At 56.5% G+C, this 25,236-nt stretch carries 37 protein-coding genes and 1 pseudogene; 24 read left to right on the top strand and 14 right to left on the bottom strand.

From position 1 onward, the window contains the following. Positions 1–21: 21 nt before the first annotated feature. The 10 genes and pseudogenes from JCM15764_RS26440 (at position 22) to JCM15764_RS22765 (ending at position 5,321) form a co-directional block, all read left to right on the top strand. Positions 22–474, top strand: a complete 453-nt coding sequence (locus JCM15764_RS26440; RefSeq protein ID WP_279384360.1) for a hypothetical protein — start codon at positions 22–24, stop codon at positions 472–474. Beyond that, positions 413–1,428: pseudogene (locus JCM15764_RS09970) on the top strand (ABC transporter substrate-binding protein). Before JCM15764_RS26440 ends, JCM15764_RS09970 begins: the two are co-directional and overlap by 62 nt. Before the next feature lie 218 nt (positions 1,429–1,646). Next, a complete protein-coding gene (locus JCM15764_RS09965) occupies positions 1,647–2,201 on the top strand; it encodes an ABC transporter permease (protein WP_243688709.1) in 555 nt (184 codons plus the stop codon). 67 nt (positions 2,202–2,268) lie between these two features. After that, positions 2,269–2,412 carry a hypothetical protein gene (locus tag JCM15764_RS22780; RefSeq protein WP_243688708.1) on the top strand — a complete coding sequence of 48 codons (144 nt, stop codon included), beginning with the start codon at positions 2,269–2,271 and terminating at the stop codon, positions 2,410–2,412. Then, on the top strand, positions 2,409–2,621 hold the full coding sequence (locus JCM15764_RS29515) for a hypothetical protein (protein WP_243688707.1): 213 nt from the start codon (positions 2,409–2,411) through the stop codon (positions 2,619–2,621). The genes JCM15764_RS22780 and JCM15764_RS29515 overlap by 4 nt, the downstream gene beginning before the upstream one ends. Then, the gene (locus JCM15764_RS09960) at positions 2,540–3,211 is read left to right on the top strand and encodes an ABC transporter ATP-binding protein (protein WP_439645278.1); all 672 of its coding nucleotides are present in this window, start codon (positions 2,540–2,542) and stop codon (positions 3,209–3,211) included. Before JCM15764_RS29515 ends, JCM15764_RS09960 begins: the two co-directional genes overlap by 82 nt. 519 nt (positions 3,212–3,730) lie before the next feature. Beyond that, the gene (locus JCM15764_RS09950; protein WP_054695236.1) at positions 3,731–4,318 is read left to right on the top strand and encodes a YceI family protein; all 588 of its coding nucleotides are present in this window, start codon (positions 3,731–3,733) and stop codon (positions 4,316–4,318) included. A 49-nt stretch (positions 4,319–4,367) separates the two neighbouring features. After that, complete coding sequence (locus tag JCM15764_RS09945; RefSeq protein ID WP_054695232.1) at positions 4,368–4,586, top strand: CDGSH iron-sulfur domain-containing protein; 219 nt, start codon at positions 4,368–4,370, stop codon at positions 4,584–4,586. Positions 4,587–4,657: 71 nt separating this feature from the next. Next, a complete protein-coding gene (locus JCM15764_RS22770; protein WP_243688706.1) occupies positions 4,658–5,095 on the top strand; it encodes an NUDIX hydrolase in 438 nt (145 codons plus the stop codon). 61 nt (positions 5,096–5,156) lie between these two features. Continuing rightward, a complete protein-coding gene (locus JCM15764_RS22765) occupies positions 5,157–5,321 on the top strand; it encodes a hypothetical protein (protein WP_243688705.1) in 165 nt (54 codons plus the stop codon). On the opposite strand, the gene JCM15764_RS09935 is transcribed toward JCM15764_RS22765, so the two are convergent. Continuing rightward, entirely contained in the window at positions 5,311–5,709 is a 399-nt protein-coding gene (locus JCM15764_RS09935; RefSeq protein WP_054695229.1) for a Slp family lipoprotein, read from the bottom strand. The genes JCM15764_RS22765 and JCM15764_RS09935 overlap by 11 nt on opposite strands. Before the next feature lie 224 nt (positions 5,710–5,933). Between JCM15764_RS09935 and JCM15764_RS09930 the strand changes: the two genes are divergently transcribed. From JCM15764_RS09930 to hemG, 6 genes are all read left to right on the top strand, one after another. Continuing rightward, positions 5,934–6,227 (top strand): type II toxin-antitoxin system HigB family toxin, encoded by a 294-nt coding sequence (locus JCM15764_RS09930; protein ID WP_054695226.1) that lies wholly within the window; start codon positions 5,934–5,936, stop codon positions 6,225–6,227. 13 nt (positions 6,228–6,240) lie between these two features. Further along, complete coding sequence (locus tag JCM15764_RS09925) at positions 6,241–6,618, top strand: helix-turn-helix domain-containing protein (RefSeq protein ID WP_054695223.1); 378 nt, start codon at positions 6,241–6,243, stop codon at positions 6,616–6,618. Positions 6,619–6,850: 232 nt separating this feature from the next. Continuing rightward, on the top strand, positions 6,851–7,123 hold the full coding sequence (locus JCM15764_RS09920; RefSeq protein WP_054695222.1) for a transposase: 273 nt from the start codon (positions 6,851–6,853) through the stop codon (positions 7,121–7,123). A 428-nt stretch (positions 7,124–7,551) separates the two neighbouring features. Continuing rightward, entirely contained in the window at positions 7,552–8,376 is an 825-nt protein-coding gene (locus tag JCM15764_RS09915; RefSeq protein ID WP_054695220.1) for a hypothetical protein, read from the top strand. 575 nt (positions 8,377–8,951) lie between these two features. Next, positions 8,952–9,509: a DUF6624 domain-containing protein gene (locus tag JCM15764_RS09905; protein ID WP_054695215.1), complete on the top strand. Its 558-nt coding sequence runs from the start codon at positions 8,952–8,954 to the stop codon at positions 9,507–9,509. A 72-nt stretch (positions 9,510–9,581) separates the two neighbouring features. Further along, complete coding sequence (gene hemG / locus JCM15764_RS29510) at positions 9,582–10,844, top strand: menaquinone-dependent protoporphyrinogen IX dehydrogenase (RefSeq protein WP_243688704.1); 1,263 nt, start codon at positions 9,582–9,584, stop codon at positions 10,842–10,844. On the opposite strand, the gene JCM15764_RS09895 is transcribed toward hemG, so the two are convergent. From JCM15764_RS09895 to JCM15764_RS09870, 7 genes are all read right to left on the bottom strand, one after another. Next, positions 10,841–11,980, bottom strand: coding sequence for a translocation/assembly module TamB domain-containing protein (locus tag JCM15764_RS09895; protein WP_243688730.1), 1,140 nt, complete (start codon positions 11,978–11,980; stop codon positions 10,841–10,843). The two genes, hemG and JCM15764_RS09895, sit on opposite strands and share 4 nt — an antisense overlap. Positions 11,981–11,985: 5 nt before the next feature. Next, positions 11,986–12,594 (bottom strand): translocation/assembly module TamB domain-containing protein, encoded by a 609-nt coding sequence (locus JCM15764_RS09890; RefSeq protein WP_054695210.1) that lies wholly within the window; start codon positions 12,592–12,594, stop codon positions 11,986–11,988. Positions 12,595–12,667: 73 nt separating this feature from the next. Continuing rightward, positions 12,668–14,824: a translocation/assembly module TamB domain-containing protein gene (locus JCM15764_RS09885; RefSeq protein ID WP_054695207.1), complete on the bottom strand. Its 2,157-nt coding sequence runs from the start codon at positions 14,822–14,824 to the stop codon at positions 12,668–12,670. A 76-nt stretch (positions 14,825–14,900) separates the two neighbouring features. Next, a complete protein-coding gene (locus JCM15764_RS09880) occupies positions 14,901–15,245 on the bottom strand; it encodes a BamA/TamA family outer membrane protein (RefSeq protein ID WP_054695204.1) in 345 nt (114 codons plus the stop codon). A 29-nt stretch (positions 15,246–15,274) separates the two neighbouring features. After that, positions 15,275–16,576, bottom strand: a complete 1,302-nt coding sequence (locus JCM15764_RS09875; protein ID WP_054695200.1) for an autotransporter assembly complex protein TamA — start codon at positions 16,574–16,576, stop codon at positions 15,275–15,277. 20 nt (positions 16,577–16,596) lie between these two features. After that, complete coding sequence (locus tag JCM15764_RS22755; RefSeq protein WP_243688703.1) at positions 16,597–16,734, bottom strand: hypothetical protein; 138 nt, start codon at positions 16,732–16,734, stop codon at positions 16,597–16,599. Then, the gene (locus tag JCM15764_RS09870; RefSeq protein ID WP_243688702.1) at positions 16,731–17,678 is read right to left on the bottom strand and encodes an AI-2E family transporter; all 948 of its coding nucleotides are present in this window, start codon (positions 17,676–17,678) and stop codon (positions 16,731–16,733) included. Before JCM15764_RS09870 ends, JCM15764_RS22755 begins: the two co-directional genes overlap by 4 nt. 161 nt (positions 17,679–17,839) lie before the next feature. Between JCM15764_RS09870 and JCM15764_RS22750 the strand changes: the two genes are divergently transcribed. Then, a complete protein-coding gene (locus tag JCM15764_RS22750; protein ID WP_243688701.1) occupies positions 17,840–18,139 on the top strand; it encodes a hypothetical protein in 300 nt (99 codons plus the stop codon). A 59-nt stretch (positions 18,140–18,198) separates the two neighbouring features. Here JCM15764_RS22750 and JCM15764_RS09860 read toward each other — a convergent pair whose 3' ends face one another. After that, the gene (locus tag JCM15764_RS09860; protein WP_243688700.1) at positions 18,199–19,014 is read right to left on the bottom strand and encodes an NAD(P)/FAD-dependent oxidoreductase; all 816 of its coding nucleotides are present in this window, start codon (positions 19,012–19,014) and stop codon (positions 18,199–18,201) included. Positions 19,015–19,193: 179 nt separating this feature from the next. Between JCM15764_RS09860 and JCM15764_RS09855 the strand changes: the two genes are divergently transcribed. Next, the gene (locus JCM15764_RS09855; RefSeq protein ID WP_012645444.1) at positions 19,194–19,373 is read left to right on the top strand and encodes a DUF1328 domain-containing protein; all 180 of its coding nucleotides are present in this window, start codon (positions 19,194–19,196) and stop codon (positions 19,371–19,373) included. A 72-nt stretch (positions 19,374–19,445) separates the two neighbouring features. Here the strand turns inward: JCM15764_RS09855 and JCM15764_RS09850 are convergent, their stop codons facing one another. Then, on the bottom strand, positions 19,446–20,651 hold the full coding sequence (locus JCM15764_RS09850) for a ferritin-like domain-containing protein (protein WP_054695190.1): 1,206 nt from the start codon (positions 20,649–20,651) through the stop codon (positions 19,446–19,448). A gap of 145 nt (positions 20,652–20,796) precedes the next feature. Further along, complete coding sequence (locus tag JCM15764_RS09845; RefSeq protein ID WP_054695187.1) at positions 20,797–21,036, bottom strand: hypothetical protein; 240 nt, start codon at positions 21,034–21,036, stop codon at positions 20,797–20,799. A 417-nt stretch (positions 21,037–21,453) separates the two neighbouring features. On the opposite strand from JCM15764_RS09845, the gene JCM15764_RS22745 reads away from it, so the two are divergent. The 5 genes from JCM15764_RS22745 to JCM15764_RS22740 are packed head-to-tail and all read left to right on the top strand — an operon-like array spanning position 21,454 to position 22,508. Further along, complete coding sequence (locus JCM15764_RS22745; RefSeq protein ID WP_243688699.1) at positions 21,454–21,591, top strand: phage holin family protein; 138 nt, start codon at positions 21,454–21,456, stop codon at positions 21,589–21,591. A 23-nt stretch (positions 21,592–21,614) separates the two neighbouring features. Then, positions 21,615–21,851, top strand: a complete 237-nt coding sequence (locus tag JCM15764_RS09840; RefSeq protein ID WP_054695182.1) for a phage holin family protein — start codon at positions 21,615–21,617, stop codon at positions 21,849–21,851. Further along, the gene (locus tag JCM15764_RS09835; RefSeq protein WP_054695180.1) at positions 21,818–22,156 is read left to right on the top strand and encodes a hypothetical protein; all 339 of its coding nucleotides are present in this window, start codon (positions 21,818–21,820) and stop codon (positions 22,154–22,156) included. Before JCM15764_RS09840 ends, JCM15764_RS09835 begins: the two co-directional genes overlap by 34 nt. Next, positions 22,153–22,353 carry a hypothetical protein gene (locus JCM15764_RS09830; RefSeq protein ID WP_054695178.1) on the top strand — a complete coding sequence of 67 codons (201 nt, stop codon included), beginning with the start codon at positions 22,153–22,155 and terminating at the stop codon, positions 22,351–22,353. The genes JCM15764_RS09835 and JCM15764_RS09830 overlap by 4 nt, the downstream gene beginning before the upstream one ends. Further along, positions 22,353–22,508 (top strand): hypothetical protein, encoded by a 156-nt coding sequence (locus tag JCM15764_RS22740; protein ID WP_243688698.1) that lies wholly within the window; start codon positions 22,353–22,355, stop codon positions 22,506–22,508. The genes JCM15764_RS09830 and JCM15764_RS22740 overlap by 1 nt, the downstream gene beginning before the upstream one ends. Before the next feature lie 162 nt (positions 22,509–22,670). Here JCM15764_RS22740 and JCM15764_RS09825 read toward each other — a convergent pair whose 3' ends face one another. The 3 genes from JCM15764_RS09825 to JCM15764_RS29500 form a co-directional block, all read right to left on the bottom strand. After that, positions 22,671–23,063 (bottom strand): rhodanese-like domain-containing protein, encoded by a 393-nt coding sequence (locus tag JCM15764_RS09825; protein ID WP_054695175.1) that lies wholly within the window; start codon positions 23,061–23,063, stop codon positions 22,671–22,673. A gap of 95 nt (positions 23,064–23,158) precedes the next feature. After that, positions 23,159–23,746 carry a glycoside hydrolase 100 family protein gene (locus JCM15764_RS29505; RefSeq protein WP_243688729.1) on the bottom strand — a complete coding sequence of 196 codons (588 nt, stop codon included), beginning with the start codon at positions 23,744–23,746 and terminating at the stop codon, positions 23,159–23,161. Next, the gene (locus JCM15764_RS29500; RefSeq protein ID WP_243688697.1) at positions 23,736–24,350 is read right to left on the bottom strand and encodes a glucosidase family protein; all 615 of its coding nucleotides are present in this window, start codon (positions 24,348–24,350) and stop codon (positions 23,736–23,738) included. The genes JCM15764_RS29505 and JCM15764_RS29500 overlap by 11 nt, the downstream gene beginning before the upstream one ends. A gap of 84 nt (positions 24,351–24,434) precedes the next feature. Between JCM15764_RS29500 and ku the strand changes: the two genes are divergently transcribed. Next, complete coding sequence (ku, locus tag JCM15764_RS09815) at positions 24,435–25,160, top strand: non-homologous end joining protein Ku (RefSeq protein ID WP_243688696.1); 726 nt, start codon at positions 24,435–24,437, stop codon at positions 25,158–25,160. Positions 25,161–25,236: the final 76 nt, after the last annotated feature.

The raw sequence follows: 25,236 nt of genomic DNA, 5'->3' as shown, positions 1-25,236 counted from the left end.
GCCGGTCTGGCACATGGGGGAATGCCTGGACAATGCCCGCGCCTCGGTTTTTTCCGCACCATATCCAATGCTGCCAATGAACCACTCAAGCGTCTGCCGCTGGCCTTTTCCAGCCCGGAGTGGTCCAACGAAAAGGGACTGGGGGCCGCCCTCGGTTTCCGACTGCTGGGCCTTAACTCCTATCACTGCATTGCCCCGCCGGTGGATGGCTCGGAAAAAGTCGCCCGCTTCATTTACGAGGATACCCGGGAACTGCTCGGGGCGGTTATGGTGGTCGATCAAGACCCTGTCGCACTGGCAAGGCGGATCATTGCCGACTTTGACGAAAGAAGGGCCGCCCTCGGCTGGGACAAGGGGAGTGAACCCGCCACAACCCGTCTGTCGGCGCTGCAGAGGCAACAGGAACATAGCCATGCCCATCTCCACGGGCATCCCCATACCCATAACGACACGGAGGATCACCACCATGAATAGACGTCAATTTCTCAAGGCATCCGGCCTTGCCTTGGCGGCAACCGCCGCCCCCGGACTGATCGGCAGCGTATTTGCCGGCAGCAAGGTCACCCTCAAGATTGGCTACCTTCCCCTGTCGGACCACCTGCTGATGATTGCCGCCGAGCGGGAACAGTTCAGAACCGTCGGCATCAAACCGGTCAAGTTCTCTTCCTGGCCCGAAATTGCCGAGGCACTGAAAAGTGGCGCTATCGACGGCGCGTTCCTCCTCACCCCCATCGCCCTCACCCTGCGCCAGAAGGGGGTACCCATTAAGGCCGTGCTCCTGGGACACCGCAACGGCAGTGCGATTACCGTCAGGAACAACATCGGCATCAACCGGATCGAAGACCTGAAGGGTAAAATCATCGCCGTTCCGAGCCCCTTCTCCACCCATAACATCCTGCTGCGCAAGGCGTTGACCGAAAAACGCATGGATCCTGCCAGGGACCTGAAAATAATCGACATGGCCCCACCGGAAATGCTCAACGCCCTGGCCACCGGCCGCATCCACGGCTACATCGTCGCCGAACCGTTCGCGCCCAGGCCGAGGCCCGGAAGGTCGGAAAGATCCTGACCCTTTCCAAGGATATCTGGCCCAATCACATCTGCTGCGTCCTCAATCTGCGGGAAACGGTGATCAACTCCCATCCCGAGGCGGTGCAGGAGCTGGTTACCGGCTTCACCCGCACGGCTGCCTTCATCGAGTCCAATCCGGCCGGAGCCGCCAAGGCATCCACCAGAATCCTCGGTCAACGTCCCGAACTGATAGAAAAGGTCCTCACCTCCCCCCGCGACCGGCTGAGTTTCCTGAACCTGACGCCGGCAAGGGCTGATTTTGCCGCCACCCAGGACTACATGATCAAGTTCGGTATTGCCAAAAACAAAGTCGATGTGGCCGGATACCTGGATGACCGTTTTGCCAAGAAAAGTTAGCTAGTTTCCATCCGGAAAGGGTTCTTTTCTGCCCTGGCGGCGTCAATCTGCGGGCTTACTTGTGCGACGTACCGATGTACGTCTCCGCGCAAGCCCTTGATTTCCTTGCCAGAACAAAAAATCCCCTCTTTCCGAATCGGAAACCACTAGTTTCTCATCCGGAGTTTCCGGATGGAAACTAGATACTGTTACGGAAGTGAAAGGAACGAAAGAAACGTATGAATGGTTTCATCAGCAAATTGGCCCGACTGGCACTGCCATTGACTTCACTGATCGCCTTCACCCTGCTCTGGCAGGTGACCGCCCGCCGCTACCCACCTGAACAGTTCCCCGCCCCGAGCGATGTGGTGCGCTCCATTGTTGAGCTTGCAGACATGGGCACCCTCTGGAGCCACATGGGCATCAGCCTGGCCCGCTTCGGGGCCGCCTATCTGCTGGCAGTACTGGCAGGGATTCCCCTGGGGCTTTTCCTTGGCCGTTTCATCCGCTGCCACAAAGCCATTGACCCGCTTATCCAGGTGCTCCGCCCCATTTCCCCCATTGCCTGGTTTCCCCTTGCAGTCCTCTGGTTCGGTATCGGCAATGCACCTGCGGTTTTCATCATTTTCCTGGCATCTTTTTATCCGGTGCTGCTTGCGACTATCAGTGCAGTACGGGCCGTTCCACCGGTTTATCTCAAAGTGGCCGGCAACTTCGGCGCACCGGCAGGCATGACCTTTCTACGGGTCATCGTCCGGCAGCGTTTCCGGGGATCATGGTTGGATTGCACATAGCGGTGGGAACAGGCTGGATCCATCTGGTGGCAGGGGAAATGCTGGGCGCCAGTCGGGGCTCGGCTTCATGATCGTCGATGCCCGCAACTTCCTTCGTACCGACCAGATCATGGCCGGCATGCTGCTGGTCGGCCTGCTCGGTCTGGCAATCTACAGGGGAATGAAATCGCTGGAGCGGATTATCGGCCGGCGCTGGGGGGTAAGCCAATGAATGCTGCTGCAAACACTGCGAAGATTGTTCTGGAGGGGGTGGAAAAACGCTTCCGCTCTGCCCGTGGAGACATGCAGACTGCTCTTACCCAGGTGGATTTGCAGATAGCGCCGGCGAATTCGTCTGCCTGGTCGGCCCCAGCGGCTGCGGCAAGACAACGCTCATCAACCTCATGGCGGGTTTTGAGCGCCCTTCGAGCGGCCTGGTGACCATAGACGGCAAACCGGTCAGCGGCCCCGATCCGGACCACATCATGATCTTCCAGGACTACGGCCTGTATCCCTGGCGCTCGGTCCTCGGCAACGTCCTCTTCGGCCTGCAGGCCCGCGGAATCTCCGCCGCCAAGGCCCAACCAAGGGCGCTGGCCGCATTGGAACTGGTCGGACTCGCCCATGCTGCCGAAAAGCACCCCCACGAACTTTCTGGGGGCATGAAGCAGCGGGTGGCCATCGCCCGGGCCCTTGCCGTGGAGCCGAGCATCCTTTTTATGGACGAGCCGTTCGCCGCCCTGGATGCCTTCACCCGCCTGCATCTGCAGGACGAACTGCTGCGCATCTGGGAGGAAACCCGCTCGACCGTCGTCTTTGTCACCCACGACCTGGATGAAGCCATAGCACTCGGCCAGCGGGTCGTCCTGATGGCTTCCGGCCCGGGACGGGTGCAGAAGGTGCTCAATGTTCCCCTCGCCCATCCCCGGGACCGTACCTCGGACGATTTCGCCACCGTGCGCCGTGAACTTTTCGAAGAATTTCACCTGGTGCATAAACATGCGGCCATGGCCACTGAATATTCCATTTAGCTTCTTCAACCACCTGCCGCAAATCATTCTCCACGCCAACGGTTTATCCATCGCCGTTGCGTTTTTTTGTTCTTCAGGCATTCCCGTTGAAATACAAGGCAGCCGCGACATGGTCCATTCGCTCTGTCGCCACAGCTGTGGACCTTGCGGTGCCGTCCGCGTAATTGCGCGGTGATTGGAGTGATATATCCTCTACTTCAACATGCGGCGGGTGTCCGCTCGCCGCTGTAGCTCGTCGCTTACTCACGATGCCACGCTGCCTTCCCAGGCAATGTTCAGATGAACCGGAAGAATTTTTTTGCCATGCTGAAAAAAATCGTTGACAGTTGTTTCAGAAAAATATAGTTTAAGTTCAAACGATATGATTTCAAATCAATCAATGCTGTATCACCCCCGAAAAAGATACGAAGGAGGAGCACACCGACAGTACCCATAAGAACAAGGCAGGAAATTTTTTTAGGCAATAAGTTCAATATTAAACCATTTATTATCAACACAACAACAAAAGGAGAAACAACCATGAAACGCATTATCACATCCATCGCAGCAATTATCGCCCTGTCCCTGCCGGCAATCGCCTCGGCTTCCAGCTGGAAGATCGACGCCGACCATTCCAACATGGGATTCAAAGTACGCCACCTGATGGTCTCCAATGTCAAGGGGAGCTTTGAGAAGGTAGCCGGCGTCCTTGAACTGGACGACAAGGACATCACCAAGTCCAAGGTTGACGTCACCATCGAAACCGCATCCATCAACACCAATGCCGCAAAGCGCGACGAGCACCTGCGCAGCGCCGATTTCTTCGATGTGGCCAAATATCCGACCATGACCTTTGTTTCCAAAAAGGTGGCTAAAGCTGGGAAAAATCTTAAAGTTACCGGCAACCTGACCCTCCACGGCGTTACCCGTCCGGTCGTTCTCACCGTCGACCCCATCACCAAAGAGAGCAAAGACCCCTGGGGCAACCTCCGTCGCGGCACCACCGCCACCACCACCATCAACCGCAAGGATTTCGGTCTGGTCTGGAATGCAGGGCTTGAAACCGGTGGGGTAGCCGTTGGTGAAGAAGTGGCCATCATTCTCGAAATTGAGCTGATTAAGAAGTAAGTAATTAGACACAACAGGTTGTTGGAAAATACCAAAGGAGAACACTACCATGACCCAAGCAAAAGGACCCCTCGTACTTGAACTGGAACCGGGCACCTACTACCGCTGCACCTGCGGAAAAGCCGCCACCCCCTTCTGTGACGGCGCCCACCAGGGAACCGACTGCACCCCCAAATCCTTCGAGGTTAAGGAGAAGCAGCAGGTATACCTCTGCAACTGCGGCAAGACCGCCAACGCCCCCTTCTGCGACGGGAGCTGCGCAAAATAGGGCAGTAAAACATGCGGCATGACAAGGCCGGACCGGCGCATTGCCGGTCCGGCCTTTTTTTGGACATAGCCATGAAAGCAAAGAGTTATACAATGAAGATACAAACCATTTCACCACGACCGGAGCGTCATCAAGGGCTGAGGACAGACAGCATGGACTCGTTCGAGCAGATTCAGCGCGTGCTCGGCCGCCATCGCCCCCGGACAGGGAAGCCCGGCGACCGCGCCCATGCCGCAGTGTCCATGATCCTGCGCGAGCGGCCCGACGGTCTGAGCGTCCTGCTCATCCAGCGATCGGTCAACGAAAACGACTACTGGTCAGGCCAGATCGGCCTGCCGGGGGGGAGAACGGAAAGCGCCGACAACGGCCCCATGAACACCGCCCAGCGGGAAACACGGGAAGAGCTCGGCCTGGACCTGTCCGCCGCCCGCTACCTGGGTCGCCTCAAAGACATCGCCCCGAGCGGCTTGAATATCGTCGTATCCTGCTTCGTTTACGCTTCGGGATGAGCCGGTACTGCACCCGGACCCCCATGAGGTAGCCGAGGCCTTCTGGTTTCCCCTCAAGGATATGGATGACCCGGCCGGCCGTGCCCGGATCAGGTTCCTCTTCAAGGGGCGCATGAAGAGCTTTCCGGCAGTCTCTATCCCCGGACCCCAGGAACGGCAGCTCTGGGGAATCACCTACGACCTGCTGCACAAGTTGAAAAAGGCCATGACCTTCCCTAATGGATGAAGGTACCGATGCCAAAGCCGAAATGAAAGCGCGGCTCGCGGCTTCGTTCCTCCGGACGCCAGAGGTGGATTTCCCGAATCTCCAGCACCGGATAGGCATAGTCCCGCCCCGCCAGTTCCCTGACTTCCTTCCCCGCCACCGGACCCACCAGGCTCACCAGCATCCCCCGCCGAAAGATGGCCGGATCGAGAAAATCGCCGCTCCTGGCAAGGAAGCGCCCTCCCGAGGTGGGATTGTCCTTGATGTGGCCATCGTCGTCGGTTGAAAGCTGCGCCACCTCCAGCTCCCCCCCCTGCTCACCATTCCGCACCGCTACAATCGCCCCGCCAAGCAGAAAATATCGTCCCTGGTACTGCTCCGGCTCCACCCGCAGCACGGTAAAGCACATCCCACTGCACCTTGTTCAAAGACTCATCACTGAAGACCCCGGCACAACCGGAGAGCCACATCGCCAGCACCAGCAAGAGACATAGACGCATCGCAGACCTCCTTTGCCGCTGTCACTTGCTTTAAGTCTGGCCGTAAACCGGACGATGTCAATGCCGCCGCGCCTGTCCCATGGGTAAAATAAATTACGCTTGCTCCTAAATGGGAGCAGGGTATAATCCACTCATGCGCATTATCTCCCGAAAAACCCTGAGAGAATTCTGGGACCGGCATCCGGACGCACGGCAACCGCTACAGGCTTGGTATGACGATGCCAAGCACGCCGAATGGCGTTCACCGGCGGATATTAAGAATGTCTACCGAAACGCTAGTTTTTTGGCAAATAACCGGGTTGTATTCAACATCAAGGGAAACGACTACCGCCTTATCGTGGTAGTCCAGTACGCGCACGGCATACTGTACATCCGTTTCGTAGGCACTCATCGGGAATATGACAGGACTGACGCGGCAACAATTTGAACGGAGAAATAATATGGAAATCAAACCGATAAAAAGCGAAGCTGATTATGAGGTCACACTCAAAGAGATCGAGCTTCTGTTCGATTCCGCTCCCGACACACCGGAAGGAGATCGGCTGGAGGTTTTGACAACCCTTGTGGAAGCCTATGAAGAAAGGCGCTTTGCTATCCCCAGGCCTGATCCGATCGAGGCAATTATGTACCACATGGAAAGCCGGGGGTTGACACGCCGCGACCTCGAACCATATATCGGCAGCCGTGCGCGTGTATCGGAAGTACTTAACCGCAAACGCCCGCTAACCATGGAAATGATCCGAAATATTCACAAGGGGCTCGGTATACCGGCAGAAGTCCTGATACAGCCTTATCCTACCTTCAGAGACGCGGCTTGATATGCGGCGGCCTGAAAAACCTGCTCAGCCATGACTTGTAATAAAATCACCCATGGGGAAATCTGGGGACATAATACGGGACATAATAAGGTTTTCACCTCGCTACCGGAATGTTGGCAAGCTTTTACTTGACTCTGTAAAACCCATTTAATAAGCTCCGCCTATGCCAAGGATGTCTCGCCTCATAGTTCCAGGGTTCCCTCACCAGGTAACACAGCGCGGAGTCATGTCAATGGACATATTCTCCGATGATGATTCACGTCTGGCCTATCTGCAGTTTCTTGCGGAGGAGGCGAGGCGCTTCGGCGTGCAGTTCCTTTCCTGGTGCCTCATGACGAACCATGTGCATTTCATAGCTATCCCCTCTGATACGTTTTCCCTTGCCAAGCTTTTGGTGAGGCCCATCGACGGTACACTAGGATGCGTAACTTCCAAGAAGGGGTTCGCTGTTACCTGTTCCAAGGCCGGTTCGGATCCTGCGGGCTTGATGACAAGCATCTCTTAGCGGCAGCACGTTATGTAGAGCGAAATCCAGTGAAGGCAAAGATGGTAACCCATCCTGGAGCGTACAGTGGTCAAGTGCACGATTTCACCTTGGCCTAGTAGAGACAGATCTATTGGTTAATGACAGAACCATCCTTGGGACGGTATCAGATTGGGAAGAACTTCTGTCTGCTGAGGATGAAGAAGAAACGAACAGACTGAGGTTATCTACGAGGACGGGCAGACCTGTTGGTAACGACGATTTTGCTGAAAAAGTTCAACTGTTGACGGGCAGGGACCACGTCCACAGCGGCCGGGGAGACCGAAAAAGGGGAAATAATCCGTAATATGTCTCCAGATTTCCAGATTTCCACCCAAATAGCAATGCCTAACCATCGGCAACACCGATCAAGCAGGTGGTGCCTCAGCCCCGTTATCCAGAGAACAAACATGAAGACAATCGATGTCGAAAATTCACGAATACGCCTACTTGCACTCGCTGGTGAAATTCGCGAGGTCATGAGTGGTTATGGCAATGGGTTTGCGGCCGGGTCCCCAGCCGCCATTGAAGCTGAGAACGTCAACGATACTGAACCGATAACAGGAATCCTCGGGCAAGCAGCCCTTATGTACGAATCCGTAATTGACCATGTTGTTGCCACGACAAGAATCATGAGTACTCCCATCCAGAGCATTGCTCCATTTTCACTCGTCCGCTCAGGTATAGAGGTGTCTTCAACATGTTGCTGGCTTTTAGAACCGCAATTAATCACCACCACGCGCTTATGTAGGAGTTTTGCCCTCAGACGTAACTCCTTGGAGGGACAGAGAAAAATCATAAATGGAAATCCAGAAACTGATGATGGAGGCTTCCAGAGTAGACTTTCCTATCTCGATCAAAAGGAGAGGGAGCACGGCCTCGAACGAGTTGCCGTACCGTCGGCGACTGATCTGACCGGATATTGGTTCGGGGGAAAGGCGCACTACAGGCTCACGTCATCAGTGGTTCATGGCCAACCTTGGGCAATCTCTCAGGTCGCTTTCACAAGAAATGATCAGAAGAAGGTCGGTGAAGGAGCGGTATTCTTGGAGCCCACCTTAAAGCCAAATTTCATTCTCTATTTGTTTGTGCTGGCACTAGATGCCTTAGCCCGGCCAGCATGGTTACGAACGGTCTACGCGGGACATGATAGGTTAAAGATCGAGGTCACATTGAACAACGCATACAACGACTTGCAAATGAATCCCGAGAGAAGATTCTGGAGACATGGCTAACAAGGCTTAGGCAGAACTAAAGGGCCAGACCTACACAATTGACAAAGTAAAATGTGTAGGTTGACCCTCTAGCTTCGTTCAATATATCAAGAGCAGCTGTATACGGAGGCGCCAGAGTGTGGACATGCCCTGCCTGTAGAGAGGAAATTGCTGACGGTTTGGATATTTGCTGGAACTGCGGGGTTGACAAGAGTGGTTCAAAAATCAGCGACTCGGACAGGGAAACGCGGAAGGCAATGGGCCGGCGTGAACTGTATGTGGACACCAGGACAGGGGCGTTTTTCTGCGTATCCAGCGGCATTCTGAGAAAAGCATAGGGGTCATGTTAGACATTTAAACATTCTCGCAACTTCAAATGTCAAACCTGACCCGCAGGCCCCCCTGGTTCTTGGCCCAGTATGCAAATTGGTGGTGAAAAATATCTCCTCTCGCCAACACCGACCAAGGATACGAGCAAAAGTGAGTCAACTCCTGGAAGCATTCGGGAGTTGAAATAAGAATAGCCCGCATAATTCACAAAGCGGCACCCTATCACCGGTCGAGCCCGTTATCACCTAAGAGAAAGGAATGCATACTTGGACAAAGAGCTTAGTGATGAGCTGCTCTCAATGCAACATGAGGATCAGAAAACATTGCAGGAGTTGATCGATAGTGGGGAATTGGGTACGGTGGTCTACCATCCGAAAATCAAGGAAGTACACGAGCGAAATAACAAGCGCATAAAGCAAATCATCGAAGAACACGGATGGCCAGGGATTACCTTGGTGGGCAAGGAGGCTGCCGAGGCTGCTTGGCTCATCGTCCAGCATGCGGTATTGGACACTGCATTTATGGACTCATGCCTGCCACTTCTCCGAGAGGCTGTTAAAAGGGGCGATGCAGAAGGTAGCCACTTCGCCTACCTCCAAGACAGAGTACTCACCATGTCTGGAAGACCTCAAATTTACGGCACCCAGCATGATGTGGATGAAAACGGAACTGCTCTTCCATTGCCGATGGAGAATCCTGTGGAAGTTGACAAGTTGCGAAAGGAAATGGGATTGGGCACCTTAGCCGAAGCGACGACGCGCATACAGGAAAGGGAGAATGCTATCCGCCGAAATCGCAAGGCTAACCAGGCCGAGGAGCCGTGACCCTGCTCAGGCCACTAGCGTTGCTGCCACTTCAAATTTGCTGTAATAAAACGGCATCCAGGAGGTCCACCCATGAAACGACTGATCTTTTCTCTTGCCTGCCTCGTCCTTTCCCTGGCGCTGCCCGCCTTTGGCGGCCAGCAGAAGAAACAGGGAGCTTCCCTTTACGAAATCAAGCGGGACGGCAAAATCGGCTTTATCAACCGCCAGGGAAAAGAGGTTATCCCTCCCCGCTACGATGATGTGCGGGGCGGTTTCATGGAGGGGCTGACCCGGATCCAGGTAGATGACCTATGGGGCTTCATGGATAGGAGCGGCAGGGTGGTCGTTTCCCCTGTCTATGACGACAACGACGAGTTTTCCGAAGGGTTGGCCAGGGTAAGGAGCAAGAAGAAGTGGGGCTTTGTGGACCATGGCGGCAAGGTGAAGATTCCCCTGGAGTTCGAAGATGCGGGGAATTTCAGGGACGGTATGGCCAAAGTGAAGATCAATGGCCGCTGGGGCTTTGTCGACAAAGCCGGAAGGAAGGTCGTTCCCGCTCAATACAAGGATGTGGACGATTTTACCGAAGGGCTGGCGAGGATCAAGTCTGACGGCAAATGGGGCTATGTGGCAAGAGCGGAAAAATCGCCATCCAGCCTGCCTTTGAAAGCGCCGATGCCTTCGTCGACGGACTGGCACGGGTGGAAGTGGACGGGAAAAAGGGATACATCGATCATTCCGGCCGCTTCGTCTGGGGACCGGTCAAGTATTGACCCTTCCGCCCTCTTGAACCCTCCCGGAACAGCAATAGAAAGGATGATACCCATGGCAAAATTCCTCATTGTCTATTCAACCACCGACGGCCAGACCAGGAAGATATGCCACAGGCTGCAGCAGGTTGTGGAGCAGCAGGGGCACCAGGTGGCCATGGTACCCGTTGAGGATGCGGACCGGATTGACCTTGCCTCCTTCGATAAAATCATCATAGGCGCCAGCATCCGCTACGGCAAGCACAGCCCCCTCATCACCCGCTTCATCGAGAAAAACCGCCCCATCCTGGAGAGCAAGCCCAACGCCTTTTTCTCCGTCAACGTCGTGGCCCGCAAGCCGGAGAAAAGCATCCCCGAACAAAACCCCTACCTGCAAAAATTTCTCCGGCGGATCTCCTGGAAACCCAGGGAACTGGCCGTCTTTGCCGGCAAGATCGATTACCCCAGTTATACCCCCCTCGATCGTTTCATGATCAGGCTGATCATGTGGATGACCAAGGGGCCGACCGATCCCAAGACTGTCATTGAGTTCACCGATTGGGAAAAGGTGGAACAATTCGGCCGGCGCATGGGAAAAGTCTAGTTGAAGTTCATCTTGTAATAGAGGTCGACGCCGCTCTCACTGCCGGTTTCCGTCTCCAGCTGCAGCCGCCTTGAGATATCGTAACGGAGACGGAACAGGTTTGCGCCGGTAAAAAGGGAGCGGCCGTAACTGATATAGAGCTGTGGCGTCAGGTACTTGCCGAGGGTGAGGATCGATCGGGAGACACCGGCATCGGGCTGTTTGGCAGGTGCGACACCGCTGGGGACGACCGGAATTTGCTTGTAGCCCATCTTTTCCGCCGCGTCCCGCTGGCCGCTTTCGATCTCGATGGTGCTGAGGCCGAGCCGGTTCTTGATCTGGTCCTGGAGCACCACCGACTGCCCGGTGGACAGGAGCAGCCCGGCCGCCTGGGTCATGAGGCCCGCCTGCTCGCTGCTGGCCCCCAGGGGGTGGCCCAATACCATGTAGGCAAGAATATCCATGTCCGGCATCGCCGGAACCGAATACAGCTTGATCACCGGCGTTCGCGGAGTGCCACTGACGGTGACCCCGGCACGCACCTCACCGACAGTGCGCAGGGCCAGGATATCCAGCAGCGGCTCATTGACCGGTCCGCCGGCATAGAAAACCCGTCCACGGACGATGGCCAGATCGAGGCCGTAGGCCTTGTATCGACCCTTGACCACCTTGATCTCCCCCTTACTGCTGATATTGTCCAGGCTTGCGAGAGTGAGATCCATACTCCCTCCCAGTTGCGCATCGATGCCCTCCGCCTTGACCAGCACCCTGTCCCCCAGGGTGACCCGGACCTGAACATCCAGTGCCACTGGCGGCGTTTTTTTCTCTGCCGGCGCCCCCTCCAGGATCACGTCATCGCTAGGCTGGATGCCGGCACGGGGAGGCTGCCCGTGAATAAGAAGCACCGGCAGGCGCACCTCTCCGCGCACCGCCAATTTTTTCATGGTGCCATCGAAGGATAGCTGCGGCGAACCTGAAGCCTCCAGTTCCGGCAGATGAATGAGTTGAAAGCGGTCGCCGGTGATGATCCCCCGATAACTGTCCAGCTGCCACCCTTTCAAAAGGGCCACCCCCTCCCCTTCGAGCCGACCGGAGCCTGATATTGCACTAAGGGTTATCCCCACCTGGTCCTTGTCCAGATTGGCCGACAGCGTCACATCCCTCAAGGTGATGCCGGCTGCGGGCAGGTAGCGCCGGCTTGGGAAAGCTGCAGTTTGCCATGAAGCCTCGGCTCCTGCCAGACGCCACCGACTTCAAGATCCACATCCACCCGCCCATGGGTTTCCTGGACCAGACCTGGCATGAACGCGGACAGTACACCCTGTTCCTGGACCCGGCCGGAGAGGGCCGCCGAAACCGCACCATGGGGATCCGGGGAGACCGGGAAGGCTGCGGGCACCGGTAACGTGAAACTGCCCCTCGCCTGGCCGAACTCCGCCAGGGTCAGCCCCACTGAGCCCCGCAGGGTATCACCCTGCCATGACCATTTGAAGGAGGCATCCTTCAGGGCCATGGTTCCCTCCCCTTCCGGTTTCTGCCAGTGGAGATTGCCTCCGGTAAGGGTCACATCGCCGGCCATCTCCAGGCGATTTTCCGGCAGGAACTTACCCTTTGCCGCGCCCTCCAGACCACCGGCGACCTTGACGTTGCCCTTCATCCAGGGCTGCAGTACTGCCAGATCGGCAACTCTCCATTTCAGCTCCATGGTTCCCTGCTCCGGCAGGGCAAGTCTCGCAGGGACGGCGGTGGCTAGTTTCGCCTCCAGCTGCACCCCTTCGGCTGCCTTCGCATCGAGGGCAAGGTGTATCCCCTTCTCGCTCCCAGCGCCATTGAGGTTCGCCCGTTCAATGGTGACGGTACGCCCCTCCCTGGTTACCCTTGCCTGCCCCCCTGCTTTTATGTTGAATGAAAGCCGGTCGCCGGAGAGGATGGAACCTGCATGCGCCGTTACTGATTCCCGTAACCTGCACTCCCTGCAGCCATGGGGTGAGCCTGTTCAGGCTGATCGCCTCCCATTGCACATCCACGTCTCCAGTGACCGGCCCAGGACTGAACTCGGCCCGGGCTTCAAGGCGTTCCCGGCCTGTCCCGGCAAGGGCCATCCGTGCCAGCGACAGCTTTGCCGAACTTGCCTGCAGCCTGGCGGGGGCAAGCAGTCTCCACGGGCCGATGCGATCCCGGCCGGAAAACCGGTTGATGGTACCCTGCCATGATCCACCGCTGTAACTGCCGGCCAGGGCCAGGTTAATACTCGCCTCCGGGGCGGTCATCTCCAGGCTGAGCAGGTGGTCGGAAATCCTGCCATCCATTTTCAGCCGGACCGAGTCGGCCTGGAACTGGCGGTACGCCGCCTTCTGCAGGAAAGCGGCAAGGTGGACCGGCTGGTCCTTTCCCTGGGGAACCCTTCCTTCAAAGTTGACGTTGTCGATGTCCATGCCGCGTCCCTTGAGTTTACGACCACTGCCGCTGATGGAGCCAGCGGCTCTGCCATCCTTCCAGGCACCCCACCCTGCCAGCCGCAACTCTCCGGCGGTCTCGGGCACCAGTCTGGACAGATCAGTCACCACCGCGGTCAAATCAAACCGCCGGCTCACATCCCCTGAGCCGTGCAGATCAAACCCCCTGCCGTGCAGGTCCAGATTCGCTATCTGCAGATTTTTCCCGGCAAGCTCCCCCTTGACCCTGCCGGTGAGGGGCTGTCCATGGAGGCGGCTCTCCAGCAGAACCACATCCGCCTTTCCCTGCAGGCTTCCCTGCTTCGGTAATACCACTTCCGCTGCGGCATTGAAATTAACCTCGCCGGTCCAGTCCTTGGCCAGCCGTGCCGGGTCCAGGTTTTTCCCCTGCAGTCGGCCCTTGGCGGTGATGCCGCCAAGCCAGCCCACTTCCAGCATACCAGCCACAGTGCCGCCAAGCATTGAGCCATTGAGGGGCGCCAGGCTGAGTCCTTTATCTCCACCACGGAAGGTTGCGGAAAGGGCCGCGGCCCGCCACCCTTTCCCCCGGTTGCCGATGCTGAACTGCCCTTGATATCTTTTACTGCTTCCCGTCAGTGTCAGGCTGCCGGATAGATCGGTCGGCATCCTCAGTTCCCGGGACAGGTCCAGGTCAGCGGCGGCAAGAGACAGCTTCACCTCCGGCTCGACAGCTGCCAGATTGATGCTTCCTTCACCGGTAATGGTTCCCCGGCTCCCCGGCCTGATTATCTTCAGCCGGCGCAGGTTTAAGGCATTGCGGGTCAAGCCCAGCTCGGTCTTTACTTCCAGTTGTGGAGCACCCCTGGCGCTGCCGGCAACAAGAACCGGCCCCACCAGTTGCTCCGGAGCAGTGGCGGGCAGCAGACGGCCGAAAACTGACAATGAATCCATTTGCGCCACCGGCTTTGCCGGGGTCATCACCAGATCCATAGCCAGTGACGGCCGATGGAATCCAGCCGCCATTTTCCCCTTAACCTTCCCCCCATCGGTAGTCATGGTCATTGATGGCAGGGACAGAACGCCATCGCGCCAGGAGATGGTTGCTGAAAGGTTTTTTACCTGTACCGGTTTGGCATCCCTATGGCGATAGCGCAAATCCGTCAGCCGCAAGCTTCTGATTTCCACATCCACATGGTCCGCCAACCCCGGCAGTCGCGGCCAGCTCAGGTCCAGCGGCTTTTTGGTCGACGGAGTATCATCCCGTACAGCTACGGCAGCCATCACCAGCTCATCAACCACCAGGCTTCCCGTCACCAACCAAGCCGGTCGCCACTGGAACTCCAGCTGGCCAATGGTTGCCTGTTTCAGACCGCTACGGACTTTTATTCCCTCAAGCCGCAGGCTATCCAGCAGCCTTCCCTCCACCCTTGCCGCCGATATCTGCAACGGGGTGTACCGTGAAAGGTTTTGCAGTGTCCAGCGGGCACCGGCTGTCGTGCCAAAAATCCAGCCCATTGCCACAAGGGCCGCAGTTAGCAGCACCGCCAGCAGAACCGCCAGACCGTATGCGATGGCACGTTTCACAGTTCCAACCCTATGGTGAAATGGATGTGGAAGGCAGGGTTGTCGACCCCCAACTGCCGGGCTATGGACAGATTGACTACGCCGACCCTGGTATAGTAATGGACCCCCACCCCGGCGCCGCTGTATAGTTTGACGGAAGTGAAACTGTTGAAGCATTGCCGATGTCATAAAACACCGAGAGGCCCCAGTCCTTGAACAGGGCACGCTCCAGCTCAATGCTGCCGACCAGCAGATGCCTGCCCCCCACCACTTCGCCGGTGGCGTCGCGGGGGCCGAGACTTTTATAGGAATAACCGCGGACACTCTGATCGCCGCCGGCAAAGAAGCGCAACGAGGCCGGCAGATCCGCCATGGGATCATTAAGCAGGGTAAGGCCGACCTTGGCCCTGGTGTGGAGCGACAGTCGCCACGGCAGCGGCATCAGATCGCTTCCCTCAGTGATCAGCTGAATCAGCCCACGTCTGAACCTATCAGTTGGTGGGTGCCGCGCACATCGAAAAAGTAGCGGAATCCCCTCTCCGGCCTGATGAGGTCGCCGTAATGGTCCTTGGTAAAGCGCAGGCCGGGCAGGACCAGCCTGGAACTGGAATTTTCGCTGCCGATGGTGAAGCTTTCCCGCTGCAGTCTGATGTAGGCAGTTCCAAGCTCCCCCCTGCCGAAACTACGGTTCTTGTCCAGCTCCAGTGCCACCAGGCGGCTGACGTAGGTGGTTTCCTCACGCTGCAGATTCAGCTGCAACGATGTGGAGCTACGGATATCGTCGGCGTCGGGGATGACGTAACCGCTGGCAAAGCCTTGCAGGCGCTGGGAGATGAAGAGATTGGCATAGTATTCGTGGCCCCGATGCAGCATGTTCAGATCCCGGTAACGGAGGGAGAAGCGGCCACCGGTATCGGTTCCATAGCCGAGCCCGGGCCTCAGGCTGCGGCGGTAGGCCTGTTTCAGCTGCACCGAAACGGGTATGGTATTGTTGGTGGCCTCCCCCTTGTGGGGGGTAACGATGATCTCCTTGAAACGCTCCGAGTTATTGAAGTTGAGCTGGGTCTGACCCAGGCGGCTGTAGGAAAAAGGCTCCCCTGACTTGAAGCTCAGATAGCGGCGCAGGAAGGACTCGGGATAATCGGGCGCCCCTTCGATGGTCGCACCGTCGAAGAAATACCGCTCCCCCGTATCCATGATGAGCCTGATGCGGGCCGATGTTCTGGGAGGATCGATACGGATCTCGTGGGCTGTGAACCGGACATCCAGGAAGCCCAATTCCTCGGCTGCCGCTTCCAGCCCCCCCTTGGCCTGGTCATAGGGCTGCTGCAGCAATATATCCCCTTTCTCCAGGGGAAAGACATCCACAAGGTCTTTCAGCCGCCCTTCTCCTGCCCCGGCCCCTGCCAGAGCCACATCCAGTGCCGCTATACGCACAGGCTCACCCAGAGAAACTCTTGCCATGAGGCGAAAGTATCCTCTCTCCTCCGAAAGGTTCGTTTCAACCTGGGCGTTGTAATAGCCGAAGGGCTGCAGGGCGGTGCGCACCCTGTCCGGCGCCTGGCGCGCGAAGCGCTCAAGCCACAGGCGATCGACCTTTCCCTCCCGCACCATTCCCGGTGGCAGGGCCAGGGCTTCCTGCACGTTGGTCCGCGCCTCATCCTCCACCCCGGTGACGACGATTTCCACCGACTCTGCCGCCATTGAAACCGGCGGCAGAAAGGCAAACAGGGCAATCAGCATGGCAATGAGGTATGCACCTTTGTTTCCCATTACACCTGCACTTCCGGATTTCAGTCTGATGGGGGTCTTGTCTCTTCCCCTTGAGCGGTCTCCGGCCTTTCAACGGTGGCCAGTTCATGCCAGAGATTGATAACCGTGGCAAAAATGATAGGCCCGAGAATCAGGCCGAGAAGGCCGATGGTGGTCACACCGCAGATTGCCCCCAGCACCACTGCCGGGACAGGCACATTCCCCTTGGCCCCAACGGCGATGGGACGGATGGCATTGTCGGCAAGACCGACCATGAAGATGCACCAGAGGGCAAGAAGGCCGGCTGTAACGTATGCTCCTTGAAAGCCACATATGCGGCAAGGGGAACCCAGATGATAGCTGTCCCGACCACGGGCACCAACGCCGCAACGGATGTCAGGCCGGCAAAGAGAACCGGCGCCGGGACATCGGCGAAAAAATAGCCGATGCCGGCGATGATTCCCTGAACCAGGCAGGTAAAGAGGGTGCCCACGGCTACGGCAGTTGTCGTGGCTCGGATCCGGGAAAGGTAGCGGCGCATGTTGTTTCCGTCCGGAGCAAAGCGAGTTACGGCAGTGGACATGACCCTTTCGCCGTCGCGGTAAACGAAGAAGAGAATGAACAGGGCCACGACCAGGATGAACATCAATTCTGCCAGACCTTTGGCCATGTTGGTAGCCGCGTTGACGATTCCGCCGGAGATCGGCCCGGCAGACTTGGCCGCATAGCCCCCCACATCGATGCCGCTCCTTTCCACCAACGAGATTATTCTGTCGATGAAGGGAATGCTGTGCAGGATGGTAGATCCCGACGTGGCAAAATCCCTTACAACCCCCTGGGCCGTCTGAAACCATGCCGGGGCGTTCTGGGCAATGGTGGTGATAAGTCCGGCAATGGGCAGGACGAAACAGACGGTTACGGCCAGCACCATCAGTCCCGCGCATCTCCCTGGCCGGTTTGGAATTCTCTGTGTCAGCCGGTTGTAATAGGGTATTGTTGCGATGCCTATGATCAGTGCCCAGGCGAGGGGCTCCAGGATGGGTGCTGCCAGAAGACCGAGCAGGGCGGCAATTCCGGCAGTGGCAATGGCGCCGATTATACTGAGGTAAACCCTTCTATCCATACAAATACCTCGCAGCAGTCTGAACTCAGATTCTCAATAGGCAATTTTACAACATCTTTCAGATCGCGCCGGGCAATATTAAAATATATTTACTGTCCGGAATTATCAGTTAGACTTTCATATGAGCGAAAAGACAAACGATACCAAAGAGGAGGACAGCGATGAAAAGTGTTAAAAAAGCGGTTTATACAGTTGCAGCGCTGATTGCTCTAGGTGGAATGGTCTTTAGCACCGGGTGTAAAAAAGAGGGAGGTACCGGTGGTGGAACCGGCGGTGATACAGGTGGCACCTCCGGTAGCGGAACCGGCGGATCAACAGGAGGAACCGGAACTGATACTGGTGGGACAAGCGGCACCGGCACTGGCGGCAGCACAGGTACCGGCACAGGCGGCGGCACGGATACCGGCACTGGCGCCGGTGGCACGTTTGGCGTCATGACCAGTAGTGGTGGCGGCCGATAATGACAAGAGCCCTTCAAGCTTTGAAGTTCAAGCTTTTAAGGGCTCTTTTTTGCCTGAATTCAGCAGATCGACTCTTTCTGCAGGCTGGTGTTGATGGCAAAGGCCGCTTCCGCTCCTTCGGCAGCCGCAACTATGGCCAGCTGTACCGAGCGGGCCGCATCGCCTATGACGAACAGCCGTGAGCCGGTCTGCTGGAATTTCCCCACCTTGACCACTCCCCCCTCAGTGATGGTGCAGCCCAGCTTCGCGGCCAGGGGAGAAGCCTGGTACTGTTGCGGGTTGAAAAACAGTGCCCGCCGCATCAAGCCGCTGCCATTTCTGAACCAGATGATCATCATGCCGTCCTTCTCCCTTTCCAGCCTTTGAATGGGCTCGGGGCGAATCGAGATACCGTTGCGCCCAAGCTGTTCGAGCTGCACAGGGGAAGGGAGCACCCCGCCATCGGTACAGAGTATTACGTTCTTGCTCCAGCCGGTCAATTCAAGGGCGTACTCGAATCCCGTTGTCCCATCCCCATACACGGCAAGGGGCTCCCCGTGCACCTCCCAACCATCGCAATAGGGACAATGAAAGACATTACTGCCATACAGCTCGTGAATGCCGTCTATTTCCGGGAGTTTATCCACCACCCCCGTTGCCACCACCAGATATCCGGCCTGCAGTCTCACTCCATCCACAAGATGGACATCAAAACCGTCAGCCGTCTCGACTGCGTCAGTTATTTCGCTTTCCCTGAACGACACCGTCGGGTAGCGGTTCAGCTCTTCCCTTGCCAGGTGGCGAAGCTGCATGGGATTGATGCCGTCACGGGAGAGAAAGCCGTGAAGTGCCCTGGAAACGGCATTCCTTGGCCTTCCCGCATCGCAGACGAGCACTTTTCTGCAGCACCTGCCAAGCACCAGGCGGCACTCAGCCGGAAATGCCTCCTCCGGCGATTACCACATCGTACATGCCAGATCCTTTCCCCGCTTGGCGGTTTCAGCTGTTTTGCTGCATCCTCTTGCACGGTGATATACTTATGGTGAAGGCAAATCAATGAGGGAGGTGAATCGCCATGCTACGTTGGGCAGCTATCTTTTTCATCATAGCCATTGTCGCTGCTGTGTTCGGATTTACCGGAATAGCCTCTGCCGCTGCCGGCATCGCAAAGTTTCTCTTCATCCTCTTCCTGGTGGTTGCTCTCATCATGCTGATCCTCGGCATCACTGCGGGAACCAAGATCACCCGGCACTGAGTTTCCGGCACGATTTGCGAGGCGGCCCGCAGGCCGCCTTATTTTTGGTTCCCCGTCAAGTTTTCCTTTTTCCTATTTGCTGCGCAACTCACGCACCGGATGTTCCCCTTTCAGTTCACACCGATACTCCTTGCCGCTTTTCGACCGGTTCATATTGATGACTTCCTCGCTTGGCGCACCCTTGGCATTGAGCAGATCCTGGGTTGCCTTGTATCGCGAGTTTTCCGGCAGCTTTTCCGGAGGACCGATCTGGGTTTCGCAGGCATTCCAGGTTACCTGCTCCGCCAGGATGCCACGCACGTAATCGATCTGGGACTTGAACTCCAGGGGCTTGGGCAGGGAAGCCGGCACCAGCTGCTCCGGTTCCACCCCCATCTTCCTGGCGATCTCTGCCACCGTCTGCAGATGGGTCAGTTCCATGTTCAGGTGCAGTTCCCAGATCGGCTTTATCTTCGCATCCTTTTCCTGCTCCATGAATGACCAGTACAGCCAGCACTCGTTGTACTCGTGAAGAAGGGCATTCTCTATCCAGGAAGTAGTCGGATCGAGCAGCGACTCGTACTGGGTCACATGTTGCTCCTCGATCATGGCTATTTCCTGGTAGAGTCCTCTTCCCAGCTGCTCCTTGAAGGTATTGCCCAGGTTCATATAAAAGTTCATGGTTTGTTGTTCCCCAGCCAACAGAGTGAGGATGAAGAGGTTGGTCAAAGGGTCGGCTTTCTTCCTGTCCACATGCTTCCTCACATCGTCAAAGGGATGCCGATGCTCCTTTATCGTTGGCCGACCGGGTGTTACCTCGGTAAATTTGCCCAGCATCTTTTCCGATTTGATCCCTTCGGTCATCTGCAACAGGTTTGAATACCGATACAAGTGATCGAAGTCTTCCAACAGGCCGAAGTCGAAGACCTGCTTAACGTAGGGATCAGGCACATTGGCCGAAAGAAAGGCGGTCAAGTCAACCGCCACCTGTTCATACCCGATGGTGGTCTCTAAAGGAGTCTCGTCTCCGGGGGAAAGCCAGTTGATTGCCTTCTGCTGCTGCTGTTCCGCCCGGCGGGTAAGGGCGAGTTGCTTCTTCAGCTCAGGATCGTCCAGGTTGCGGGCAAATTGGTGGGAGAAAATGGCCCCTTCCACTTCGACCCCGTTCATCAGGATGATACGCGCCTTGGTATAGGGGTGGACCTCATTCTTGTCGTATGGTTTTACATTAAGCTCCGACCAGGGTCTCAGCTGCTTTTCTGCAGGAATGCCGCGTTCTTTGAAAGGATTGAAGCTCATTGCGCTACCTCCTTAATCAATTAGTTTATTTTAAAATTGTATTAAGAAGAAAAGGGAAGTCAAACTGAACGGTGCGGCATCAATAAATAGAAAAGCTGCACTGAGGCAGGCTTTCACATTAGGCTTTCACACCCTTTTCGGGCAGTTATTTGGCTTCCAGCACCCCGGTTGCCAGCACTTCCGGACCGGTCGGCTCGGTGACCGTGGGAAAGTCCTCGGGGGTGACAACCAGCCTGAAAACCTTGAAAGCAGTTGTGGCATCCAGCTGTCCCCGCCGTTTTTCGTCGACCCGGAGCTGACCCAGGTTGAATCTTTGTTTTTCCGGCGTCTCGACCCAGACCACATATACGGACTTTGGCGGCTGCAGATTCTGCGGCGGAGCCATGTGTTCCACCTTAGACGGACACGGGTATTACCATTGGGGTCTTTAGTGGCCTTTGCCTCGCCAATTACTGCGGGCAATTCCGCTGAAGGAGGAACTACAACTTCCTTGGCACAACCTGAAAGGCCCAAGAGCAAGGATGCCACCGTCAGCGACATGTATTTTTTCATATCAATCTCCTTTCTTATGTGGTTGAAACATCAGAATGCAGGATAACGGGAAAGCACTACAGGCTCAATTTTGAGTGTAATCGACGCCGTTGGCCTGTCAACGCAGAATTAGCATTTTTTTATTAGGACCACAATTGTTTAGCCTCCCGAATTTTTTGTCAGGCAGCTTCATTGACATTACCTGTTGCGGCCAATAAAATTAAATGTAGCTAACCAAGCCTCTGCTATCATTGGCAGAAAGGAGGCGCTTATGACAGAAAAAAAAGACAGGCCTTTAGGTGATCTGTTTTCGGAACTGATCCAGGAAACCAGGACTCTCTTCAAAAAAGAAGTAGAGTTGATGAGGGTCGAGCTCTCGGAGAAAGTCGAAGGCTCAAGAAGGATCTGATAGCCGTAGGTATCGCCGCTGTCTTGCTTTACGCCGGGCTGCTGACCTTCATTGCCGCCATGGTCTTCGGTCTGGCTGTCTTCATTCCCCTCTGGCTCTCCGCCCTGTTGATCAGCATTGTCTTCATCGGTATCGGTGGTGCGCTGCTGGTCAAGGCAAAAAAAGATGTGTCGCAGATGAAGCTGACGCCGGAAAAATCCAAAGAGACCTTCAAGGAGACTGCTCAATGGGCAAAAGCACAGATGAAACCGGTCAAGTGATGCCGAACCAGACCGACCGGATACGGGAAGAGATCCGTTACACGGAAGCAGAGATAACGGATACCCTGCAAACCATCGAGAAACGGTTCGCTCCGGCCCATATGAAGGCTGAGGCGAAGGTAAAACTGAGGGAATATTCGCTTACCGGGCTGGTCAAGATAACGGAGGCGGTGAAAAAGAAACCCGTCCCCGCAGCCCTGATCGGAGTGGGTGCATTGTGGCTCATCTTCCGCAAGAAAAAGAAACCCCGGCCCGAGGCGGAACTTCCAGGGGCGCTACTGATGGAGCGCTGCCCCGCAAAATGAAGAAGAACCCGGTCAAAACCATGAAACATTACCTGTCGATCCTAAGGATCGCCATTGCCGCCGGAACCGCTGCCAGAGCCATTTATCTGCAGTCGAAAAGCGGGCAAAGGGTGCCGGCCGGGGCAAGGGCAGTCACCGTTACGGAAGTGCCCCGTGCCGGGGCCTTTCCCGAAACAGTCAGGGAGAACGTGTACTGATGGCTCAAATAAAAGGAACAGGCATCCTCGAACGGGGCAATATCTATTTCCTCTACCGCCCCAAGGTGCAAAAGGAGCAGGCCAGGGGGGAGCGTGATGTGGAGCGCTTTTACATGGTCCTGAGCCTGAGGGGAAAAACATCTTCCGTGAGATAATCATCGGCCAGAAAGTCCTTCCTGACATCTGTCGGCCTCAGCCCGATAAGGAAACCGGGTCCTCGGCCGATATTTTCAGTGATCTCAAGCTGAACAGGAAGGAGCATCCGGTGAAGCCACTTTTTGAAGGGAACTGGGAGTAACCAATGCTGAATTCGACCCTCAGGCGCCGCTGAGCAGCATCCTCTTTTTGGCGACACTTCTTCCCTTCAGGTCTTCCACCGGCAGCCCGGCATCCAGGTAGGCGCTGAATCCCCCCTTCAAAGGATGCACATCCCGCCAACCCTTTCGTTGCAGCATCTGCGCCACTTCCACGCTTGGTCGATCTCCCGGTCCCAGGTAGCAGATGACTATTTCCTGGTCATGGGGAATTTCCCCCAGATGCTGCTCCAACTCGTCATCGGCAACCCTCAGCGCCCCCCGCGCCTTGATCAGGCCGACATCCCAGTCCCCATGATGGCGCAGGTTGACGAGAAATACCGGCTTGCCGCTCTTCATCCTTGATTTAAGATCGTCCGCCGTGATCTCGAACTGTTCCGTCAAAAGCTTTGCCATGATTACCTCCCGCAGATTTTACCGGTGGCGAATATACAAGTCTTTTTAGAAGCATACCAGACCCGGCCGGGGGGGCAACCGCGCCCGCCATCCGTTCAGTAAACGTAGCGCTTTTTGTCGATCACCGTGCGGAAGGCAAGGATGAACATGGCTGCGTTCCATGACTGCCCCCCCATGCCCAAGGGCTCTCCGGTCAGGCCATGGAACCACTCGTTAAACTCCCAGTCGTTCACCTGATTGGCCCGAGCCAACCGAGTCAATTCGACCAGGGCTTTTTCCCTCTTGCCCAGGCGGGCCAGCAGCATTACCCAAAATCCGCCGGCAAAGGGCCAGATGCCGCCATTATGGTACTGCCACGGGAAGTTCTGGCGGTGGCGGTGCATGTAAAGCCGCCAGAGCGGCTCACGGATCTGGATCGGCCTTCCCACCACCCGAAGCGGAAAGGGGCGGTGCGCCTCCAGGGCCAGAATGGCCCTGACCAGCTCGCATCCCCGCGATGGAGCGGCCAGCCCGGTCAAGGCTGCAAGGACGTTGCCGAAGACGTCGATCTCCATTCCCCAGACGGCAAAATTGACGAAACTGAGGTAAAAGGGGGTACCTCTGGACCGGTTGCGGATATAATGGACAAGGAGTCGGGGGCGGCGCTTTTCGGGAACGACGTTGCCGTATGGGTTAAAGAGCAGGTTTGCATAATCTTGTGTGGCGGGCGGTGGGGAGGTCGTAGAGCCTTTTCACCCAGTGCCAGAGCACATTGCTGTAAAGGACAAAACCGGATCGGGGCATGATGTCGGCCCAGTCGCTGGCCTCGTTCTGCTGGAGAAGGTACCAGGCCTGGTGCTCCTGGCATTGGAGCCAATTCAAGGCCAGTGCCGATTTTTCGGCGAGGCCTGCGCCAAGTTGTTCTTCCGGGCAGAGGCGGTCGTAAAAGCTGATGGCGATCAGCCACCACAGAGTGGCATCGATACAGCCGGTGTACCAGAAATCCACCTCCCCGGTCTCGGGCTTCACATATTTGGGGATCTGCCCGTTGGGCGCCTGGTACTGTGCCAGGGTGACGAGCCCCTGCCGGGCGACCCGCACCAGCTCCACGTCTCCGGAGACCAGCATACCGAGGGCGCAGATGGCCGCATCCCGGCCGAAGATGGCCGTGTAGTTACGCCCTGCTGCTTTCCTGGTTATGGTTGCCGCCAGAATACCCGCTTCGCTGGAATTGGCATGGAGCAGGAGAACCGCCTTTTCATAGCAGGCTTCTATCAGCTCCAGGTCAGCGACTTCCATTGTTTCCATCCTGCTCCTCCCCGTTGCAAAGCCCATGGCAAATGGTAATGTTTTATCAGACAAGCTGCTGTTCACAACACCAGGGAGGCACCTATGAAAGCCATCTGGACCGGTTCCATCAGTTTCGGCCTGGTTAACATTCCGGTGAAACTTTTCAGCGGTTCCGAAAGCAATTCACTGGACCTGAGCCTGCTGCACAAAACCGACCTGCACCCCATAAACTATATCAAAGTCTGCAAGGCTGAGAACCGGGAAGTACCCATGAGCGAGATCGTCAAAGGCTACCAGCATGCCAGCGGCGAGTATATTGTTCTTACCGAGCAGGATTTTGAAATTGCCAGCGTGGAAAAGACCCACCTCATCGATATTCTCGATTTCGTCGACGAACAGGAGATCGACAGCAGATACTTCGAGCGACCCTATTACCTGGAGCCGGACAAGACCGGCGCCAAGCCGTATGCCTTGCTGCGGGAAGCGCTGAAGAAATCGGGCAAGGTGGGAATCGCCTCCTACGTTTTGCGCAACAGGGGAAGCATCGGCATCGTCAAGCCGCTGGAGGATGTGCTGGTTCTCAATCAGATGCGCTATCAGGAGGAGGTACGAAGCCATGCCGAGCTGAAGCTTCCACAGGGTGAAAACCTCCGCCAGCAGGAAATCGACCTGGCCCTCATGCTTATCGACCAGTACTCCACCAAGTTCGACCCCGCCAAATACAAGGACAGCTACATCGACGACCTGAAAAGAATCATCGAGGAGAAGGCACAGGGCCATTCAACCCCAGCCCCAGGGAAAACGTCCCGCAGCCCTCCAACGTCGTAGACATGATGGCCCTGTTGAAGAAGAGTCTGGAGGAGAAGAAGCGCAAGGCGGCATAACCAAGGTTTTAATCCCTCTA

It is taken from the genome of Geotalea toluenoxydans JCM 15764, from assembly GCF_001311985.1.
GTDB classification, from domain to species: domain Bacteria; phylum Desulfobacterota; class Desulfuromonadia; order Geobacterales; family Geobacteraceae; genus Geotalea; species Geotalea toluenoxydans.
This window is presented reverse-complemented; position numbering and strand designations above follow the sequence as displayed.

Excerpts from the sequence above, each read along its gene's own strand:
- JCM15764_RS22750 (WP_243688701.1), top strand. The coding sequence starts at position 17,840 with ATGAAAAGTGTTAAAAAAGCGGTTTATACAGTTGCAGCGCTGATTGCT.
- ku (WP_243688696.1), top strand. The coding sequence starts at position 24,435 with ATGAAAGCCATCTGGACCGGTTCCATCAGTTTCGGCCTGGTTAACATT.
- JCM15764_RS09830 (WP_054695178.1), top strand. The coding sequence starts at position 22,153 with ATGAAGAAGAACCCGGTCAAAACCATGAAACATTACCTGTCGATCCTA.
- JCM15764_RS09915 (WP_054695220.1), top strand. The coding sequence starts at position 7,552 with ATGAAGACAATCGATGTCGAAAATTCACGAATACGCCTACTTGCACTC.
- JCM15764_RS09825 (WP_054695175.1), bottom strand. The coding sequence starts at position 23,063 with ATGGCAAAGCTTTTGACGGAACAGTTCGAGATCACGGCGGACGATCTT.
- JCM15764_RS09930 (WP_054695226.1), top strand. The coding sequence starts at position 5,934 with ATGCGCATTATCTCCCGAAAAACCCTGAGAGAATTCTGGGACCGGCAT.
- JCM15764_RS29500 (WP_243688697.1), bottom strand. The coding sequence starts at position 24,350 with ATGGAAACAATGGAAGTCGCTGACCTGGAGCTGATAGAAGCCTGCTAT.
- JCM15764_RS09945 (WP_054695232.1), top strand. The coding sequence starts at position 4,368 with ATGACCCAAGCAAAAGGACCCCTCGTACTTGAACTGGAACCGGGCACC.
- JCM15764_RS22770 (WP_243688706.1), top strand. The coding sequence starts at position 4,658 with ATGAAAGCAAAGAGTTATACAATGAAGATACAAACCATTTCACCACGA.
- JCM15764_RS09950 (WP_054695236.1), top strand. The coding sequence starts at position 3,731 with ATGAAACGCATTATCACATCCATCGCAGCAATTATCGCCCTGTCCCTG.
- JCM15764_RS09875 (WP_054695200.1), bottom strand. The coding sequence starts at position 16,576 with ATGGGAAACAAAGGTGCATACCTCATTGCCATGCTGATTGCCCTGTTT.
- JCM15764_RS22780 (WP_243688708.1), top strand. The coding sequence starts at position 2,269 with ATGATCGTCGATGCCCGCAACTTCCTTCGTACCGACCAGATCATGGCC.
- JCM15764_RS09850 (WP_054695190.1), bottom strand. The coding sequence starts at position 20,651 with ATGAGCTTCAATCCTTTCAAAGAACGCGGCATTCCTGCAGAAAAGCAG.
- JCM15764_RS22740 (WP_243688698.1), top strand. The coding sequence starts at position 22,353 with ATGGCTCAAATAAAAGGAACAGGCATCCTCGAACGGGGCAATATCTAT.
- JCM15764_RS09835 (WP_054695180.1), top strand. The coding sequence starts at position 21,818 with ATGGGCAAAAGCACAGATGAAACCGGTCAAGTGATGCCGAACCAGACC.
- JCM15764_RS09855 (WP_012645444.1), top strand. The coding sequence starts at position 19,194 with ATGCTACGTTGGGCAGCTATCTTTTTCATCATAGCCATTGTCGCTGCT.
- hemG (WP_243688704.1), top strand. The coding sequence starts at position 9,582 with ATGAAACGACTGATCTTTTCTCTTGCCTGCCTCGTCCTTTCCCTGGCG.
- JCM15764_RS26440 (WP_279384360.1), top strand. The coding sequence starts at position 22 with ATGCCTGGACAATGCCCGCGCCTCGGTTTTTTCCGCACCATATCCAAT.
- JCM15764_RS09925 (WP_054695223.1), top strand. The coding sequence starts at position 6,241 with ATGGAAATCAAACCGATAAAAAGCGAAGCTGATTATGAGGTCACACTC.
- JCM15764_RS22765 (WP_243688705.1), top strand. The coding sequence starts at position 5,157 with ATGGATGACCCGGCCGGCCGTGCCCGGATCAGGTTCCTCTTCAAGGGG.
- JCM15764_RS09845 (WP_054695187.1), bottom strand. The coding sequence starts at position 21,036 with ATGGCTCCGCCGCAGAATCTGCAGCCGCCAAAGTCCGTATATGTGGTC.
- JCM15764_RS22745 (WP_243688699.1), top strand. The coding sequence starts at position 21,454 with ATGACAGAAAAAAAAGACAGGCCTTTAGGTGATCTGTTTTCGGAACTG.
- JCM15764_RS09870 (WP_243688702.1), bottom strand. The coding sequence starts at position 17,678 with ATGGATAGAAGGGTTTACCTCAGTATAATCGGCGCCATTGCCACTGCC.
- JCM15764_RS29515 (WP_243688707.1), top strand. The coding sequence starts at position 2,409 with ATGAATGCTGCTGCAAACACTGCGAAGATTGTTCTGGAGGGGGTGGAA.
- JCM15764_RS09880 (WP_054695204.1), bottom strand. The coding sequence starts at position 15,245 with ATGCCGCTGCCGTGGCGACTGTCGCTCCACACCAGGGCCAAGGTCGGC.
- JCM15764_RS09935 (WP_054695229.1), bottom strand. The coding sequence starts at position 5,709 with ATGTGCTTTACCGTGCTGCGGGTGGAGCCGGAGCAGTACCAGGGACGA.
- JCM15764_RS09965 (WP_243688709.1), top strand. The coding sequence starts at position 1,647 with ATGAATGGTTTCATCAGCAAATTGGCCCGACTGGCACTGCCATTGACT.
- JCM15764_RS09920 (WP_054695222.1), top strand. The coding sequence starts at position 6,851 with ATGGACATATTCTCCGATGATGATTCACGTCTGGCCTATCTGCAGTTT.